The 17,752-nt window shown below is 51.3% G+C and carries 17 protein-coding genes and 1 tRNA gene; 13 read left to right on the top strand and 5 right to left on the bottom strand.

Translation table 11 applies throughout. The annotated features are described in order from the left end of the window. Positions 1–66: 66 nt before the first annotated feature. The 4 genes from QZQ46_RS07695 to QZQ46_RS07680 all read left to right on the top strand — a co-directional run bounded on the left by QZQ46_RS07695 (position 67) and on the right by QZQ46_RS07680 (position 3,476). Positions 67–267: a cold shock domain-containing protein gene (locus tag QZQ46_RS07695; protein WP_218055521.1), complete on the top strand. Its 201-nt coding sequence runs from the start codon at positions 67–69 to the stop codon at positions 265–267. A gap of 208 nt (positions 268–475) precedes the next feature. Beyond that, on the top strand, positions 476–1,417 hold the full coding sequence (locus QZQ46_RS07690) for an ornithine carbamoyltransferase (protein WP_296828560.1): 942 nt from the start codon (positions 476–478) through the stop codon (positions 1,415–1,417). Positions 1,418–1,595: 178 nt separating this feature from the next. Beyond that, a complete protein-coding gene (locus QZQ46_RS07685) occupies positions 1,596–2,024 on the top strand; it encodes a MarR family winged helix-turn-helix transcriptional regulator (protein WP_296828557.1) in 429 nt (142 codons plus the stop codon). A 78-nt stretch (positions 2,025–2,102) separates the two neighbouring features. Continuing rightward, a complete protein-coding gene (locus tag QZQ46_RS07680; protein WP_296828555.1) occupies positions 2,103–3,476 on the top strand; it encodes an MATE family efflux transporter in 1,374 nt (457 codons plus the stop codon). A gap of 178 nt (positions 3,477–3,654) precedes the next feature. On the opposite strand, the gene QZQ46_RS07675 is transcribed toward QZQ46_RS07680, so the two are convergent. Then, positions 3,655–4,590 carry an AEC family transporter gene (locus QZQ46_RS07675; protein ID WP_296828553.1) on the bottom strand — a complete coding sequence of 312 codons (936 nt, stop codon included), beginning with the start codon at positions 4,588–4,590 and terminating at the stop codon, positions 3,655–3,657. A gap of 111 nt (positions 4,591–4,701) precedes the next feature. On the opposite strand from QZQ46_RS07675, the gene QZQ46_RS07670 reads away from it, so the two are divergent. Further along, a complete protein-coding gene (locus QZQ46_RS07670) occupies positions 4,702–5,553 on the top strand; it encodes a LysR family transcriptional regulator (RefSeq protein WP_296828551.1) in 852 nt (283 codons plus the stop codon). Here the strand turns inward: QZQ46_RS07670 and QZQ46_RS07665 are convergent. Beyond that, positions 5,515–6,393, bottom strand: coding sequence for a DMT family transporter (locus QZQ46_RS07665; protein ID WP_296828549.1), 879 nt, complete (start codon positions 6,391–6,393; stop codon positions 5,515–5,517). The two genes, QZQ46_RS07670 and QZQ46_RS07665, sit on opposite strands and share 39 nt — an antisense overlap. 248 nt (positions 6,394–6,641) lie before the next feature. On the opposite strand from QZQ46_RS07665, the gene sugE reads away from it, so the two are divergent. The 4 genes from sugE to QZQ46_RS07645 all read left to right on the top strand — a co-directional run bounded on the left by sugE (position 6,642) and on the right by QZQ46_RS07645 (position 9,387). Next, positions 6,642–7,004: a quaternary ammonium compound efflux SMR transporter SugE gene (sugE, locus tag QZQ46_RS07660; protein WP_366135377.1), complete on the top strand. Its 363-nt coding sequence runs from the start codon at positions 6,642–6,644 to the stop codon at positions 7,002–7,004. Between the two features lie 100 nt (positions 7,005–7,104). Beyond that, positions 7,105–7,779, top strand: coding sequence for a CpXC domain-containing protein (locus QZQ46_RS07655; RefSeq protein ID WP_296828545.1), 675 nt, complete (start codon positions 7,105–7,107; stop codon positions 7,777–7,779). Between the two features lie 14 nt (positions 7,780–7,793). Next, positions 7,794–8,195 carry a CGGC domain-containing protein gene (locus tag QZQ46_RS07650; RefSeq protein WP_296828543.1) on the top strand — a complete coding sequence of 134 codons (402 nt, stop codon included), beginning with the start codon at positions 7,794–7,796 and terminating at the stop codon, positions 8,193–8,195. After that, positions 8,185–9,387: a tetratricopeptide repeat protein gene (locus QZQ46_RS07645; RefSeq protein ID WP_296828541.1), complete on the top strand. Its 1,203-nt coding sequence runs from the start codon at positions 8,185–8,187 to the stop codon at positions 9,385–9,387. Before QZQ46_RS07650 ends, QZQ46_RS07645 begins: the two co-directional genes overlap by 11 nt. 16 nt (positions 9,388–9,403) lie before the next feature. On the opposite strand, the gene QZQ46_RS07640 is transcribed toward QZQ46_RS07645, so the two are convergent. From QZQ46_RS07640 to cbiM, 3 genes are read right to left on the bottom strand one after another with little or no spacing between them, the layout of a single operon-like run. Continuing rightward, positions 9,404–10,051 carry an energy-coupling factor ABC transporter ATP-binding protein gene (locus QZQ46_RS07640; protein WP_296828539.1) on the bottom strand — a complete coding sequence of 216 codons (648 nt, stop codon included), beginning with the start codon at positions 10,049–10,051 and terminating at the stop codon, positions 9,404–9,406. Beyond that, complete coding sequence (locus QZQ46_RS07635) at positions 10,048–10,857, bottom strand: energy-coupling factor transporter transmembrane component T (protein ID WP_296828537.1); 810 nt, start codon at positions 10,855–10,857, stop codon at positions 10,048–10,050. Before QZQ46_RS07635 ends, QZQ46_RS07640 begins: the two co-directional genes overlap by 4 nt. A gap of 12 nt (positions 10,858–10,869) precedes the next feature. Continuing rightward, on the bottom strand, positions 10,870–11,874 hold the full coding sequence (cbiM, locus tag QZQ46_RS07630) for a cobalt transporter CbiM (RefSeq protein ID WP_296828535.1): 1,005 nt from the start codon (positions 11,872–11,874) through the stop codon (positions 10,870–10,872). Positions 11,875–12,220: 346 nt separating this feature from the next. Between cbiM and QZQ46_RS07625 the strand changes: the two genes are divergently transcribed. From QZQ46_RS07625 to QZQ46_RS07610, 4 genes are all read left to right on the top strand, one after another. Next, positions 12,221–12,296: transfer RNA gene (locus tag QZQ46_RS07625), tRNA-Ala, on the top strand. Positions 12,297–12,400: 104 nt separating this feature from the next. Beyond that, positions 12,401–13,123 carry an epoxyqueuosine reductase QueH gene (locus tag QZQ46_RS07620; protein ID WP_296828533.1) on the top strand — a complete coding sequence of 241 codons (723 nt, stop codon included), beginning with the start codon at positions 12,401–12,403 and terminating at the stop codon, positions 13,121–13,123. Positions 13,124–13,127: 4 nt separating this feature from the next. Continuing rightward, a complete protein-coding gene (locus QZQ46_RS07615; protein ID WP_296828530.1) occupies positions 13,128–13,835 on the top strand; it encodes an alpha/beta hydrolase-fold protein in 708 nt (235 codons plus the stop codon). A gap of 1,607 nt (positions 13,836–15,442) precedes the next feature. After that, positions 15,443–17,557 carry an autotransporter outer membrane beta-barrel domain-containing protein gene (locus tag QZQ46_RS07610; protein WP_296828528.1) on the top strand — a complete coding sequence of 705 codons (2,115 nt, stop codon included), beginning with the start codon at positions 15,443–15,445 and terminating at the stop codon, positions 17,555–17,557. Positions 17,558–17,752 lie beyond the last annotated feature (195 nt).

Below are 17,752 nucleotides of genomic sequence, written 5' to 3'. Positions count from 1 at the left end.
ACAAAAGAGCTATAAGGTAGCACTTGCTATGGATAGCTGTAATTGTTTTGATTTTTAGGAGGATTTATCATGCACGGTAAAGTAAAATGGTTTAGCGCAGAAAAAGGTTATGGCTTCATCGAAAGAGAAGACGGCGGCGACGTTTTCGTTCATTTCTCTGCCATCCAGGAAGATGGTTTCAAATCCTTGGCCGAAGGTCAGGATGTTGAATTCGATATTGTTGAAGGTGCGCGCGGACCGCAGGCAGCTAACGTAGTTAAAGCTTAATCGGAAAGTAACACAGAGACCTTTTGGACCGGTAATCATCGTGATTACCGGTTTTTTGCGTCTCCGAAAGTATATTGCGCTGTATGAAATTGATTTATATGTATAAATTAAAGAAAATTACGTATAAATACTTGATAAAGAAAATCCCTTGTGCTATGATATAGCCATCAACAAGTTATAGTCTTACAGGATGAGAGGATGGATATACATGAAACACGCTAACAGCTTCGTCGATTATACAGCAGAAGAATTGAAGGGTATCTTATTATTAGCCGACAAGATCAAAAAGAATCAGGACGCTTACAGCCATATTCTCGACGGCAAAAAATTATATACCTTGTTTGAAAAGACGTCGAACCGGACCTATTTGTCCTTTTCCATCGGCATGGAAGAGTTGGGCGGCAAGGCCTATAACCAGCTCTGGAAGGACAGCAACTTCACCATTGGCGATCTCATGAGTGAAGTCAAGTACGTCTGCCGCAACGTCGACTGCATCATGGGCCGGTTCAAGAAGGCCGAAACGACGGAAGGCTTCATGAAATATGCCACGGTCCCGGTCATCAACGGCTGTGACAATACCTTCCATCCCAGTCAGGCCCTGGCTGACATGCTGACCCTTTATGAAAAGACCGGTCATTTTGAAGCCAAGGTCCTCTATATCGGGGCCAAAAATAATACCTATAACTCGCTCAGCGAAATCGTCGTTAAATTGGGCGGCACCATGTACGGCCTGACGCCCTTCAGCCAGATTACCAACGTACCGGCTGATTTTTACGACACATTGAAAGCTACGGGCCATTATAAAGAACTGCCGACGGATATTTCCAAAGAAGACCTCAAGAAAGTCGTCGCCGACGTCGACTGCGTCTACACCGACACCTGGGTCGACATGGAATTTTTCACAAATCCCGACTACGCTGAAAAGAAAGACGAGATCATCAACATGATGATGCCCTATCAGATCGACGCCGACCTCATGGAAGGGACGGACACCATGGTATTCCATGATATGCCCATCCATCCGGGCTACGAAATCACTAAGGACGTCATGGAAACCCATTTGGAAACGATCCTCGACGAAGCCGAAAACAGACGGCACGCCGAAAAAGGCCTCTTGGTCTACCTCATGACGGGCAAACTGGACTGGTAAACCGCTTGTGGTCATAATGTTACCTTTACCATAAAAATGCATACATGAACCATAGTGGGGGAATCATCACCGTCAGGGATAAATCCTTGACGGTGATTTTTTATGCGCCCGATGCCTTATTGACAGACATCCTTATTTGATATACAATTACTTAGGAAACTAAGAAAAGGAGGACGCCATGATATCGAATAACCGGCATATCGGAAGTTATGTCAGCAAGCTGTCCAATAAGCTGCGCCGCAAACTGGAGATGTTTTCGTCCCGCGGCGAATTCAGCGGCTCACAAGGGCGGGCTCTTCACTTTTTGCTGGCTCAAAGGGAAGACGTCTTCCAAAAAGACCTTGAAGAAGAGTTCGGCATCCGGCCGTCGACGGCAACGGAGCTCTTAAAGCAGATGGAAAAGAAGGGACTCATCGTCCGTGAGCCCGCAGCTCATGACAACCGCTTAAAAAAGATTGTCTTAACGGAAAAGGCCCTGCGGTATCGGCAGCAAGTGATTGATGAGTTAACGGCTTTGGATGAAAGACTGGTCCGGGACATTTCTAAAAAGGACCTGCAGGTCTTTGTGAAAGTCGTTGAGAAGATGATGGATAACCTGTCTGAATGAAAGGACAGACTCGTTATCCTTTCTCTTTAATTAAATACTTAGGAAACTAAGAATAATGGAAAGATGAGGCGTACTGATATGAATAACGGCAATGATTTTTCGACGGGGAAGCTCTTTCCCATGATTTTAAAATACTCCATTCCGGCGGCTATCTCTCTTTTGATTACAGCCATCTATAACATCGTCGACCGGATTTTTGTAGGCAACTTCAACGGCACGTCGGCCTTGGCAGGCCTTTCGATTTGCTTTCCCCTTTTTTACATGATGATGGCCTTCGGCCTGACCTGCAGCGCCGGCGGATCGTCCCTGTTCAGCCTGTTTTCCGGAAAAGGGGAACAGGAGAATATGAACCGTTCCTTCGGCAATTCTCTGATTTTAGTCGTCGTCTGTGAAGTGCTGCTGTCCGTCTTTTTGCTGCTGTTTGCCGATCCCATCCTAAAGGTCTTCGGCGTTACCGAAACGGCTTATGAATACGCCCTCGCTTATTACCGCATCGTGGCCCTGGGCTGCCTCTTTCAAGGGCTGAGCCAGGTCTTTTGCGACTTTGTCCGCGTTTCCGGAAAGCCCGTCCTGGGTATGGGCGTGACGGCTGTCGGCGCCGTGACCAACATCATCCTCGATGCCGTATTTGTGGCAGGTCTCGATTGGGGCGTCACCGGTGCGGCTTGGGCGACGGTTATCGGCCAATTCCTTTCGGCCTTCTTTGGGGCTTATCTCGTTTGGAAAGGCCATACGAAAGTCGAAATCAAAAGAGATACCTTTGCCTTCGATGCCTGGCTTTCGCGGACCATCATATCCTGCGGCTTTGCCTTTTGGATTGCCCAAATGGCTATGGGGCTCATCAGCCTCGTGTATAACAGCCAATTAGGCCAATACGGCGGCGATACGGCTATCAGTGTCTACGCCGTCGTCTCCAGTATGATGACCTTTGTCATCATGCCGGCCAGCGGCATCAGCCAAGGGATTCAGCCCATCGTCGGCAACAACTTCGGAGCGAAACAGTACCATCGGGTCATGGCCACTCTGTATCAGGCCTCGGCCTTTTCGGTGGGCATTACCTGCATCATCTGGATCCTGATCATGGTATTTCCCGAGGCCATCCTGGCGGCTTTTGGGGCTACGGAAGATATGCTGGCCATCGGCGTTCCGGGACTGCGGGCCAATTTCTGCATCACCCCGATCCTGGGCTTTGTCATGCTGGTCACGACCTTCTTCCAGTCCATTGCCAAACCGATGCCTTCCATCGTTATCACCTTTTTACGGCAGATCCTGCTCCTCATCCCGCTCATCTATATCCTGCCTTTGCTGTGGGATATCAATGGTATCTTCATGGCTCAACCGGTCAGCGACGCCCTGGCCCTGGCCGTTTCCATTTTCTTCGTCGTCCGCGAACAGCGGACCCTATACAGCATGTCCGACAATCCGGTACAGGCCGGCTCTATGGCTTCGTAAGATTGTTTATTGCAGCCGGGAGACGGTGATTGCATGGGGGGGAGATATGCTGGATTTGAGCCCGGCCGGAGCCTTCGCATGCTGCTTGCTCCTAAGTGTGACAAGTTCATCAATGGGATTGTTTGTACGATAAAAAAGCTGTCCTCATGGGACAGCTTTCGTTCTGCGTGAAATTGAGTTAGCCGAAATAGAGGCAGACCAGGGGCAGGGTGAAGATGGAGCAGATCGTCGTCACTAAGGTCATGCCGGCGGCATATTCTCCGGCAGACTGTTGGTTTTGCGCCAGCATGACGACGGCGGCCATGGTAGGGAGGGCAGAGAGGAGACTCAAGGTGATGACGATGTCGTTCATAACGCCTAACATCGTGCCCAGTTCATAGAAGAAAAGGGGAAAGAGGCTCATCTTGACCAGGACCGTGCCGTAAAATTCTTTTTTGCCAATATATTTTTTCAGATCGATGAAGCAGAATAAGCCGCCCATGTAAATCATGGCCAGAGGCGTCGTCACGGCGCCGGCCTTGGTCAATGGGACATTGACGGTCTGCGGCAGATGGGCATCCATAAAGATGCCGATGACGGCCAAGGTGACGGCAATTGTAGCCGGGTTGATCATCTTTAAGAGGCGGCTGGCAATAGACATGGCGTTTTCCTTGTCTGTCGGCGCCGTTAAATTGACGCCTACCGTCCACAGCAGGAGCTGGTCGACGACGGTAAACAAGGCGATATAGAGCATGCCTTGTTCGGGAAAGACGGCTGCCACGATGGGGATGCCCATAAAGCCGATGTTGCCGAACATGGAACAGGCGCTGTAGACGTGATTTTCATTGCCCTTTAGGTTAAAGAGGCGTGCCAAAAGTCGGCTGAGGGGGTATAATAAAAAATAAAGCAGGGCCGTTACGGCCAAGACCGGCAGGTCGTCGAAGAACTCTTGGCGCGTCGCCCCATTGAGGGTATTCGTAAATAAGAGCAGCGGCAGGGATATCTTGGTAATGAACTGCGATAAGACGCCGAGAGAACGAGGGGTCAAGACTTTCATACGCACGCCGGCAATGCCGATAAGGATGTAGATGACGAAACCGACGATTTGCACAAGTACGATGGAAAAGTAATTCATTGGCAAGACTCCTTTCTGAAAACTTCCTTATTTTATCATGCCTGATGGGTCTTGACTAATGAAACCTGTGGACTTTGCCATGAAAAAAAGTGATGGATAAGGAGAATGGACATGGATCTTTCCAAGATACGGTATTTTTTAGAAGCGGCGAGGCTGAATAATTTTACCCAGGCTGCCCGCAACTGCCATATCGCCCAGACGACGATGACAAAATATATTACCCATTTGGAACGCGATTTAGGCTGTACACTTTTCTACCGGGAACACCGCGGAGTGTCACTCACGGCAGAAGGCCGCCGTTTTTACGAAGGCATGACGGAGATTTGCCGGTCCTATGAAGCACTTCGCGATTCCTTGCGGCGGAAGGGTCATACCGAAATCCGTCTGGGAATGGCCATGCAGGAATACGTCGAAGCCTTATGGCTGCGCCGGTTTGAAGAAGCCTATCCGGAATATAAATTGTATTTTAGTTTTGATGACGCAGCTGATTTAGAGCGTCAGTTAGCGGCCGGCCTCCTCGACGGATTCGTCTTTTCCGATGCTCAGTCGGTGAAGGACTCCTTTACGTATCGGCCCTTGTTCGCCATTCGCCAGTCCTTTGTCTGCGCCAATTCCCTATGGGAACGATATGGGGCTATTGAAGCCGTCATCGGCCATACGCCCTTTGTGACCAAGTCGGACAGTCAAGCTTATGTCGAGAAGATACGGAAGAATTTTCGACAGGCTTTTCATCAGGACTTTGAAGAAATCCATCGCTGTAAGAACTTGTCCGAACAGCTCTTGACGGTCAGCATGTCCCAAGGCTTTGCCGTCCTGCCCCTCCATCAAGGGGATGCCTATCCGGGTCTTCGGGTCATTCCCTTAGCCGACGCTTTTACCGAATATGCCGTCCTAGCGTATCGACAGGACGGCATGACCGAGGCTTTACAATGCTTCTTGTCTTTTTTTGCGGGGATGCCATAATTCACTCAAGGCGACGCCGCCGAGGATCAGAACGGCGCCGAGCCACTGCATGGGCGTCAGGACTTCACCGAGAATCAGGGCCGACAAGAGGAGGGCCGTGAAGGGCTCGAAATAGCCGCAGATAGAAACGCTCTGGGCCGACAAATGCTGAACGCCGGTAAAATAGAGGGCATAGCCGAGGCCCGTATTGACGATGCCTAATATGGCCATGTAGGATAGGTCTTGGAGGGTCAAATCGACGGCCGGAGCCGGGATGGTATAGGTGACGGCGCCGACGAGGAGTGAGGCGACGACGAGCTGACAGGCCGGGGCAAAAAAGCCCGCCATGGGCTCTGCCTTTTTCATGACGATGATTAAGAGGGCAAAGCAGACGGCCCCGAGAAAGCCGCAGGCGACGCCCCAGGAAAGGCCGTGAGCCTGGAAGTCGGCCCCATTGATGGCCATGATGCCTAAGGTGACCAAAATCATGGCTGTGACTTTGGGAAGGGTGAAGGGCTCTTTAAAGACGAATCGCGACAGTATCATAATCAAAATGGGCCCGATATAGCACAAGAGGGTGGCCAAACTGACGCCGATATGCTGGTAGGCTTCATAGAGAAAAATCCAGTTTCCGCCCAGAAAGAGGCCGGCCAGGACTAAGAGCAGCCATTCTCTTGGCGTCATCTGATGGAGGGTGCTCCATTCATGGCGGAAGGTCGTCAGGACCATTAAAAACAAGCTGCCCAGGACCGTTCGGGTCAGGACGATTTCGTAGCTCGACAGCGGAATGTGGCTGGCAATGATGCCGTTGGTACCGTAGATGACCGTTGCCAGCATGAATTTTACATAGGCGTCTTTCATAGAGATGCCTCCCTTCACAGTTGCTGTTTTAACTATAGCATATCCGCTTTCGTCTGTCTGTAGGATGGAAAAGGTCAAACGTTTATCCGGAAGAGATTTTGTGGTGATGGCATGAGACTTTTCAAGAAAGGATTGGACTGTTGACAAGGAAAATTTTCTGTGCTAAAATGCCTCCCGTAGAAACATTTTAACTGCATATATAGATTACCGCCGGGTACGCGATACGATTCCAGTAGGCCTTTGTTGGAATCGTGCAGCGTACCTTTTTTTTAGAGAAGGAGAGGATTTGTATGTCTTGGATTTACTTATTGATTGCCGGTATTTTGGAAATGGGCTGGGCCGTCGGCCTGAAATATACTCACGGGTTTTCACGGCTCGGGCCCAGCGTCCTTACCTTGGTCGCCATGGTCGGCAGCTTCATCTTTTTGAGTCTGGCCCTGCGTCATCTTCCCATCAGCATGGCCTATGCCATTTGGACGGGCATCGGTATCGTTGGAACCGTCATCGCCGGCCTGATTTTCTTTCACGAATCCCTGTCGCCCTGGCAGGTCTTGTCGGTGGGTCTCATCGTCGCCGGCATCGTCGGACTGCGTGTGACCAGCGGCGCATAGAAGTCCCTTTAGAGCCGTGTTTGGCCGTATGCCGGGGTCTATGATTGTGGTATAATAAAAAAAACGCCGACTATCGCGGCAGAGAAGAGAGGTATTCATCATGAGTATGCAGCATCAAGAAGAAATCACGTGTCCTGCTTGTCAAAAGGCCGGGAATTTTACCGTTTGGGACAGTGTCGACATCGCCGAAAATCCGGAAATGAAAGACAGCATCGCTTCCCTGGAAGCCTTTCACTATCACTGCCCGCACTGCGGCACGACGGTCAATATCGACTACGGTTTCTTATATCACGATGCCGATCGCCGCTTCATGGTCTTCTACGGGCCGACCGAAAATGACGAACAGCGGGCCGACCGCGATATGACGGAAAATCACCAGGTCTTTGAGAAAATGAGTGCCAATCACTATGTCTTCCGCTTGGTCCGGACGAAAGAAGATTTGCTGGAAAAAATTACGATCTTCGAAGCCGGCCTCGATGACCGCCTGATGGAATTGACGAAGGCCGCGGCCCTGGCTCAATTTAAGGAACAGGATAAGGAATTTAAGGTTACCAGCTGCCACTTCGTCAGTCAAGATGACGGTTCCCTTCGCCTGGTATTCTTCGACAAGGCCTCGGAACAAGGCGCCTATATCGATTTTCAGGAGGGCCTCAGTCCCTTGTACAGTCAGTTTCAACAGTCCTTATCGGAAAATCTGCCGAAAGAAGAACCGGCGCTGGCCCGCATCGATCAGGCTTGGACTCAGGATTTCTTGAATACCTACGTATATAACTAAAAGGAGGGATTCTTATGTCCCAATTAGTCGTCGTCATCCAATGCGATATCGTCACTAAGCGCTGCAGCGGCTATGCCTGCATGAATACCTTCGTCAACCGCGTGGACACCATGGCCGACTATCCCGCCGATACGCGGTTTCTCATGATGACCTGCGGCGGTTGCTGTGGTGCCGGCATTTCGGCTAAGCTCGAGAACTTGACTCGGAAGATAAAGCGGTACGGCGATAAAAAAGAAAACGTTACCATCCATTTCGCCTCGTGCGTCGTATCCGACTCGTATCACCGGCCGCCCTGTCCCTTCCGAAACTACATGGCCCAGATCATCGAGCGCAAGGGCTATCCTTTAGTTCTGGGAACCTATATTTCTAAATCTACGGAAGCCAAGCGGAAGAAGGGCATCTATCGTGAATTCTAAGCTGAAAAGAGGTCTTTCGGCAGGCCTTATGGGGGCAGCGCTCTTGGGCCTGCCCTTTTTCGTGCCCTTCCCGGTTCAGGCCGAAGCCGGCGTTGATAAACAGGCTATCGAGAAAGCTCCCTGGCAGATACTGCCCCCTTATGATCGGCCCTTCCTGGATGTCCCGGAAGGATCCGACACGATTATGGGGCCGGCGACGGTGTCTCCCGAGCAGATGGTCCGCTTCATCCGTCTGCGCAATGCCAATCCTAAATTGAACGCTCCCTTAGAGGACGTCGTACAGGCTTATTACGACGAAGCCGGCCGCGAAGGCATCCGCCCGGATGTAGCCCTCTGTCAGGCATTGAAAGAGACGGGGTACTTTGCTTATGGCGGTGACGTGTCGCCTGAGCAGAATAATTTCTGCGGCCTCGGTGCGACGGGAAATGGGGTGCCCGGTGCCAGTTTTGCAACGCCTCAGCTCGGCGTCCGCGCCCATATCCAGCATCTTTTGGCCTATGCCAGCACGGAACGGCCAAAGACGGCCATCATCGATCCGCGCTATGAACTCCTCGTTCAGAATCATCCCGAACTCTACGGAAAAGTATCGGCCTGGACTGGTCTCAACGGCCGCTGGGCCGTCCCCGGCAAGCACTACGGCCAGGAAATCCTCTGGATGTGGACCGAAGCCCAGACGCCGGACGGGAGCGATGACGACTTGCTGACGGGCTTTGAAAAGGTCATCCTTCACCGTGATGACCCCGCGTCCTATCTCTATCGGGGCATCGTCTTCTTCCATAAAGGCTACTATTGGCTGGCCGAGCAGGATTTCCGTCAAGCGGTAAAGCGAAATGAGACGTCTTCGGCGGCCTGGTATGATTTGGCCTTGACCCAGCAAAAAAGAGGGAACCTCGACGATTCCCTTATAAGTTACGATAGGGCTATTGCCATTCGGCCCGAATTTTTAGAAGCCTGGTACAATCGCGGAATGCTGGCCATGGACCTCGGAAAAGATGAAGAAGCCCTGCGCTCCTTCCGAGAAATCCTCCGCTTTTCACCGCAGTCGGCAGACGCCGCCAATGCCATGACTGTCTTATACTTTCGGCAAGGGAAATACGACGCCGGCAGCCGGGCTTTGACCGAAGCCGGACGAATCAATACGGCCAACCCTCGCGTGATGGCCAATCAAAAACAGATGCAGACCTACGAGTAGGCTTGCATCTGTTTTTTTATGACTTCATGAATATTTCTTTATCGATGATTTTCTGGATGATGCCGGCGTGGTGGGTGGCTACGATGAGGGTCTTTCCGGCTGCTTTCAGGCTGGGCAGGAAATCTTCCAGCCAGGTCAGGCCGTCGGCGTCGAGGTAGCTTTCAGGTTCATCCATGGTCCAAATCTGCGGGTTCATGGTCAAGATAGATGCCATGGCCGTCCGTTTCTTTTCGCCGCCGGACAGGGAATAAGGCGCCCGTTCGGCCAGGTTCGTCAGGCCTAGGAGTTCTAAGGCGTCATCGACGCGCTTTCTGACTTCTTCGGCAGGGAGGCCCATTTGAACGGGACCAAAGGCCAATTCTTCGCGGACGCTGCTGCAAAAGAGCTGCGAATCGGGATGCTGCCAGATATAGCCCATGCGCTGGTGAAACCATTTTGAATAGCGGTGGTCGCGCATCTTAGCCGCCGTAATTACCGTGCCGTCAAAGGTATAGGTCCCAAGTTGCGGAAAAATCAGGCCGTTCAACAGCCGCAAGAGGGTCGATTTGCCGGAGCCGTTGGGACCGGTGAGGAGGACGGCCTGACCGGGTTCAATCGTCTCCGTCAGGTGATTGAGAATGGGTCTGTCGTCGTAGGCAAAACAGACGTCGTCGAGAATAATCATGAAAGAACTCCTTCCAAACGGACGAAGAGATAGACATAAGACAAGAGCATCAGGAGCAGTACGCCCGTGGCCGGCGACAGGGACCGCCTTTTTCCGTCGTCGTAAACTTGGTAATCGCCGGTAAAACCGCGGCAGCGCATGGCTTCGTAGAGGTCCTGCGACAGGCGCTGGGACTTTTGCAGCATAATGCCGGCGACGCCGCTGAGAGCCGCTTTTTTATCGGGATTGCGGCCGACAGAGCGAAGTTTCAAGGCGGTCAGGAGTTCTGCCGATTCCTGGCCGAGGATGGTGATGTAACGCAGGGTCGTGTCCAAGATGAATATGACCAAAGACGGGACATGAAAGGCCCTGAGGGCAGCCGTCAGTTTGTGCCACGACACATTTTGCTGGAGGAGCATCAGACAGAGGACGGTGAGACAGGTTTTACAAGGCAGGAGAAAGACGTGGCGTCCGTTGCCGAGGAAGAAGGCCGGGGCGACGATGACGGCACAGACGGCGGAAGCGGCCAGGGCTGCCGCCAAGGTCGTGCGCAGCTGACGGCCGGGATGGAAGGCCAGGAGGACCAATTCACCGGCCAGGACGGCCCAGAGAAAAGCCATGGTCCGACAGAGGACTATGAGCAGAATCATGACCAGCATAGTGATCAGGGCCGGACCGGCAGCGACGTTCCAGCGGGACGGGCCGTGCTGTTGGCGCAGGGCTTTCAGCACCGAGACTAAGCGCAGGAGGGAGCGGGAAATGAAATAATCCCGGTCACGGCCGGGATTATATGTTTCTTCGCGCTGTACCCATTCGGGGAGCTTCATCGTTCAGGCCTCCTAATGTTGAGACGGCGTGTCGAATGACGGCTTGGCCGGCAGGAAGGACGCGATGACTTTAAAGATGATGATCAACAAGGCCGTGCCGACGAGGGCGGAAATGATGTAGCCCAAGGCGTCGGGGAGGCCGGCAATGGCGTAGTCCGGCATGAGGACGTCGAAGGAAAAGCCGTTTTCCATGCCGGCCGGGGTATAACCTAAGGCCGATCCGAAGAAGTCCGTTTCAGCCAGTTCTTCCACATCCCATTCGCCCCATGCCGTACCGGCAGCCAAGAGGCCTAAGGGCGTGGCCAAGATAAGGGCGGCCAAGAGTCCGAAGAGGGATTTGCTCGACGAAGCCGGGGCTGTCATATGGAACAAATCGGGAGAGGTCTTTTTGAGATAAGCCAGGACGCCTGTCGTAAAGATGACTTCAGCCAAACCGAAAATCGTGATGTGGCCGATCATCATGGCCGGAATCGAAATAGACAGGGGGTACGGGCAGTACAAGGCTTGACCGGCGGCATCGGTGAACAGTAAGGGCTGGATGCCGAACTCAACGGCGGCACAGAAGGCGGCCACATTGATGCCGACGTAGGAGCCGATACCGGCGGCGATGATATCCGAAGAGATGAGGCGTTTTACACCGTGATAGACGAAATATCCCGTAAAGGGCAGGGCAAAAGCCATATTAAAACTGTTGGCGCCAAAGGCCAGGATGCCGCCGTCGCCAAAAAAGAGGGCCTGAATGAGGAGAGCCACACTGACAGAGAGACAGGCAGCGTAGGGTCCGAGGAGGATGGCGATGAGCGTGCCGCCGACGGCATGGCCCGTCGTACCGCCCGGAAGGGGAACGTTGAACATCATAGCCAAAAAGGAAAAGGCTGCAGCCACGCCGAGGAGGGGCTGCTTTTCACGGGGCACCGTTTCCTTGACCTTGCGGATCGAAAGTAGCCAAATGGGAATCATGACGGCTCCGAGGACGCCGCACGTCGAAGGGCTCAGATAATTCTCTGGGATATGCATTGATAATGACCTCTTTTCCACGAATAATTTAATATAGTATTATTTTACTGAAAAAAAGGAAGAAATATAAGCCCATAGGGGGGATATAAAATTATTCTTCTTTTCCTGTAGCCGCGAAAACTTGAAATGGGAGAACTTTTTACTCAGAAATTTTTTAGTCGGATGAAACTGAGTCAGGATTTTCTGACTAAAAATAACCTGAGTAAAATTTAGTCGAGAAGGTAACCTGCAGGCGACGGTGTGATCTATCGCTTAGAAAAACTGTTTGAATGATGGGGCCGGTTCGGGGCGGGGATCAATTTTTTCTTGTACCGCAGTGGATTTTGCGTTACAATAAGGACGTATTGGGGCATTAGCTCAGATGGGAGAGCGCAAGGTTCGCAATCTTGAGGTCAGGGGTTCGATCCCCCTATGCTCCACCAATTTGAAAGACCATACCCACGCAGCCGGGAAGCCGCGCGGGTGTTTTTTTACATAGGACCGGGATGCGGCACCGTCGTGACCCGGTAGAAAGTGAGTACAGACGATGATTGATTTTCATGAAGTGTTGGCGCGGATGAATCCGAATCAGCGCATCAATTACGATACGGTGTACCAGCGGATGGCTAAGAGCTGGCAGCAAGAGGGCGTCAAGCCGAAGGTCCTGCTCCATTCCTGCTGCGGCCCCTGCAGTACGGCCGTCTTGGATCGCCTGGTTTCCGTTGCCGACGTGACGGTGTATTTTTTTAATCCCAACATTCATCCCGAAGCGGAATATAAGCGCCGGGAATGGGTGCAGAAAGAATTCATTGCCGACTATAATGAAAAGACAGGACACGACGTCAAGTTTTTGGCGGCCCCTTACGAGCCTAAAACGTATTTTGAAGCCGTAAAGGGTCTTGAAGACGAACCGGAAGGCGGCGCCCGCTGCCGCGTCTGCTTTGAGCAGCGCATGAAGGCCGCTGCCGAAAAGATGAAGGAACTCGACTTCGATTACTTTACGACGACCTTGACCGTCAGCCCTCATAAAAATTCGCAGGTCATCAATGACGTCGGCCGCGAGATTGAAGAAGCATACGGGATTTCCTACTTGCCTACGGATTTTAAGAAGGGCAACGGCTTTCTGACGTCGACTAAGATGGCCGAAGCCTACGGACTCTATCGCCAGCCGTACTGCGGCTGTATCTTCGGTGCCCGCAGCCAGGGCCTCGATTTAGAAGATATCCGCAAAGATGCCGAAGCCTTTTTAGCCGATAAAGAAGGGCGGTGAGACAGTGGAGAAACATTTCTTTTCCGTTGCCGGCAGAGACTGCGTCCTTTATGAAGGGGCGTCGCCGTCGTATCTGCTGATCCAGCCCGTCGACGAACCGGATAAAGCGGCGCTGGACAAAGAAGTTCAGGCCCTTGTCGATGCCGTGGACGTGCCTTTTTCCTTACTGGCCTTTTCCGTGGCGGTGCCTTATGAAGCATTGTCCCCCTGGGATGCGCCGCCGGTCTTTGGCAATACTGCCTTTGGTCACGGTGCAGGAGAAACTTTGGCCTTTATCGAAAAAGAGCTCGTCCCGAAGGCAGCCAAAGAATACGGACTGCCTCAAGATTTGCCAATCATCTTAGGCGGTTATTCTTTAGCCGGACTCTTCGCACTGTGGACGGCGTGGCAGACCGATGCCTTTTCAGCCATTGCCGCTGCGTCGCCGTCGGTTTGGTTTCCCGATTGGCTGGATTATGCCCGGCAGGACCGGCCTAAGACGAAGGCCGTCTACCTCAGCCTCGGCGATCGAGAATGGCGGACCCGCAATCCCGTCATGGCTGCCGTCAAGGACTGCATCTGCAGCCACTATGAGTATCTGAATTCTCTCGAAGGACTGGAAGCAGCTCTCGAATGGAATAAAGGCAATCACTTCCAACATACGGATAAGCGCTGTGCTAAAGCCTTTGCCTGGTGCCTGACGACCTTGTCCAAAATGGGTACAGGGAAATGAGGTGCGTGGCCTTTTATTTTGGGATGGAGTGCCCTGAACGGCGACCGTTTTAAATTTTCTGTCTGTGAAAGATGAGCCATAAATGAATACCTGATCTCCGATAGCAATACGGCTGTCGGGGATTTTTTTGACTAAGACTTTTTAAGTTTGGCTTAACGACAATACGTTAAACGTAAAACTGTATATTAGAATACAATTAAATGTGTTTATTAAAACAAATTCGTATAGATTTATGCATGAAATTGATTTATAATTTAATTAAATGAATAAGAATATACGGATTGGAAGTGGATTCTATGTGTGACTATAAAAGAAAAGTTTTGCGGGCCTGTATTCTGACCATGCTGATGGCTATGCCTACTGCCGGTGTCTGTTCGGCATCTTCTTATCCTTGGACTGATGAGAATGATATCGGTGGTACATATGAAATCAAAGGCAGAAACCATGCTATTTCCTTTGATGAGAGCGAAAAAACAGTTCAAGCCAAAAATGATGTAATTATCAAAAATGGGGAAGAAGCTGATTTGGATAACAATGATGATACAATGTCTATCATTTCAACTGTCGGTGAAGATGGGAATTCTTTTACCTTCGATATGAATGGGAAAAATATTACTGCTGGCGACTACGGTTCGTTTATCAATTTGACAGGTGGGAGCAATAATAAGGCCGAGGTTGTGAATGCTTGGAATATCACCGGCACCACACATAAGGCTAATCTCATATATGCTGTTGGATTAGGGCATAATATTTCCTTAGATGCTAGAAATGATATTCAGTTGAATAAAAAGAGGTCTGATTCACCTGCAACTCTTATTTCTATGGTTGGTGATAATATCTTACATCTATCGGCTGGTCGCGATGTGACTCTGACCAATGAAAATACTACGAATATACTTAATCTTACGGATGGAGGAAAGGCGAAGGTGCGGGCCGGTCGCAACTTATTGTTTAATCAGGCTAAAATAGAAAGTTCTCCAATACTTACCGTAAGCAATGACTCCTCACTGGAGATGATTTCCGGCAATGACATTGTCTTCGATAATGAAGGTAACGGAAATATCATTTATGGAAAGCAGAGTCAAATCAATATTGAGGCGGGGCGTGATATTGTCTATAATCACAAACATAAGAATGGGAGTCCTGTCAATTCTTTTGCTTCTGGGATGAAGGCGAGAATTGAAGCTGGTCGCAACATCGTAATAAACAGTGTTCGCTCAACCAATCTGTTTAAAATTGTGGGTAATTCTTCTGTAGAAGTAGCGGCTGATAACGACGTCTTATTTCATATTACGAATTTGTCATCATCGCCCGCTATAGGAATTACAAATAATTCCTCCTTTTCCCTAAAGAGCAGGGACTTTTTCAGCAATGCTCAAAGCACTTTGTGGGCAGGTAATAAATCTACGATTGATATCGATTCTAGCCATGATATCAAATTTATCACCTCTGGAGTCAATACTGTAAAGGGCAGTATGATTTCTTCGGATTCATTGGGGCGAAACGAAGTTACCGCTGACCATGATATGATTCTATCTATCGGAGTAACTGCTCGCAACGCTCAGGCGAAGTCTGGGGGTGTTGTCAACTTGATAGCTGGTCACGATATGATTCTCTCGACGGCCGGTACAGATGCAACGAATCCGCTTGCATCTAATCTTTATGCCGACAACGGCACGATTACGGCGAAAGTCATGGACGGTACCATGTCCATCTCTAACAACGGCGCGGTAGGAGCTTATGCCAACAACGGCGGCAGCATTACCCTCGAAGGGCCTGTCATCATGGAAGTCGGAAGCGGAGCTGTGGCTGCCAATAGTGGAACGATTCTTTTTAAGGGGCCGGTAACGCTTCAGAGCAGTGCAACGGGACTTATGGCTGATGGTGGCAGTATCACCCTCGACGGGGACGCTGCCATGGATACGGCTGATGGCGCTGTGGCCACCAATGGCGGAACGATTCTTTTCAAGGATCCGGTAACACTTCAGAGCCGTGCAACGGGACTTACGGCTGATAGCGGCAGTATCAACCTCGAAGGGGACGCCGCTATGAATACGGCTGACGGAGCCGTGGCCACTAATGGCGGGACGATTCTTTTCAATGGCCCCTTGACCTTTCACAGCACCGATACGGCTTTTCGGGCTGCTGACGGTGGCACCATTGATGCTACTGCGGCTGATTCGGATAAATATATTGAAGGCAATGTCGTTTCTAACGGCGGTACTATTTCTCTCGACTTGAATACGGCTGGATCCTATTTGACCGGGACGACATCGGTGTCGGACAGCACGGCTTCTCTCGACTCGTCTGTGAATCGGGCGGCTGTATCTGACAGTGCGGACAGCACCGGTACCTTGAACCTGACGCTTGGTGAGGGGACCGTTTGGAACGTCACCGGCGACAGTTCTTTGACCAATCTTACCAATAACGGCACTGTCAATATGAGTGGCAGCAATCGGACGGGACAGCAGGTAACGGCGAAGACCCTCTCCGGTACAGGGGCGCTGGTCATGGATTTGGACTGGCTGTCCAATCAGGGAACGAAAGGCGTCACGGCCAACAGTGATTATTTGAAGGTCACTGATAGTGCCACGGGGACGCAGGCTTTGGTGAGCAATCCGACTGTTATGAACCTCGATAAGATGGCCGTTAACGACCGCCTCTATGTCGCCGAGCTCAATAACAGCGATGCCGTCCTTACCAGCCCCATTCAACAGCGCAACGTCAATAAAGGGCACCTCTATGATTATCTCATCGGCCTGACCCATGAAACGACGGGCGACACGACGGACTGGTATTTCGGCTCCGTCGCTAGCGTCGAAAGCAATGTCGTTCCGGCTGCTGTCGTACAGAACCGGACGCTCTTCGACTTGGCGACCAATATGGATACCCTCAATAAACGCCTCGGCGAAGCTCGTTATGCCGATGGTGAAGATTCGGGCATGTGGGCTCGTTTGACCTATCGTCACCTCGGCCGCGACAGCTATGACGGCCACAGCAATCGTTTTGAACTCGGTTACGATACGGTAAAACCGAGCGACGACAGCCCCCTTCGTCAGGGCTTTTCCTTCAGCTACCTTCGCAGCCAAACCTCCTTTACCGAAGGTCAGGGCAAGTATAAGGGCTACACGGGCAGCTTCTATCGGACTTGGCTCGGCCAGAAGGGCCATTACCTCGACGTCGTCGGCCGTATTGGCCGCTTGAATGCCGAAGGGACGACGAGACTCATCAATGGCGACGAATCGAAGAGCTCCTTCGGAACCTGGTACCAACAGGCCAGCGTCGAATGGGGCCGCAAGAAAGTTCTGAGCGATTCGTGGTACGTCGAACCTCAGAGCCAGCTCCAATATACGCATATCAATGGGACCAACTACCGGACCAGCGACGGCATCCATCAAGACTTCGACAGCGTCCACAGCCTCATTGGCCGCTTAGGCTTCCGCTTGGGCAAAGACATCGACGCTAATACATCTTGGTACTTTAAAGCCGACATCCTTCATGAATTTGCCGGCAACAGGACTTTTGATCTGACCTCTGTGGATGGATTGGAACGCCTGCGCTTCGATAAGAGCGATCACGATACATGGTACGACGTAGGTGCCGGAATCACGGCCGAACTGAGTCACGACAGAAGCCTGTGGTTTGAATTCGAAAGAACCTTCAACGGCTCCTATGGCCGCGATTGGGAACTCAACGTCGGCATGACCTGGCGCTTCCATTGATCGTAAGACCAGACGAAAACTGAACGAATAAAAGATATATCCCCGGTATCACGATAACTGCTGATATCGGGGATTTCTTTACGATGCCCGTGTCAGAGGGAAGATTGCTCTTTCACCGGATTATCGAATTATTAGAAAACAGGTTCTATAATAAATGTTGGGGTCTTGTGGACACTCCTGTTCACAAGGCCCCTT

The sequence above is a fragment of the uncultured Megasphaera sp. genome, from assembly GCF_900539295.1.
Classification (GTDB): Bacteria; Bacillota; Negativicutes; order Veillonellales; family Megasphaeraceae; genus Megasphaera.
Note: the sequence above shows the minus strand (reverse complement) of the source record. Positions and strands in the feature narration are given on the sequence as shown.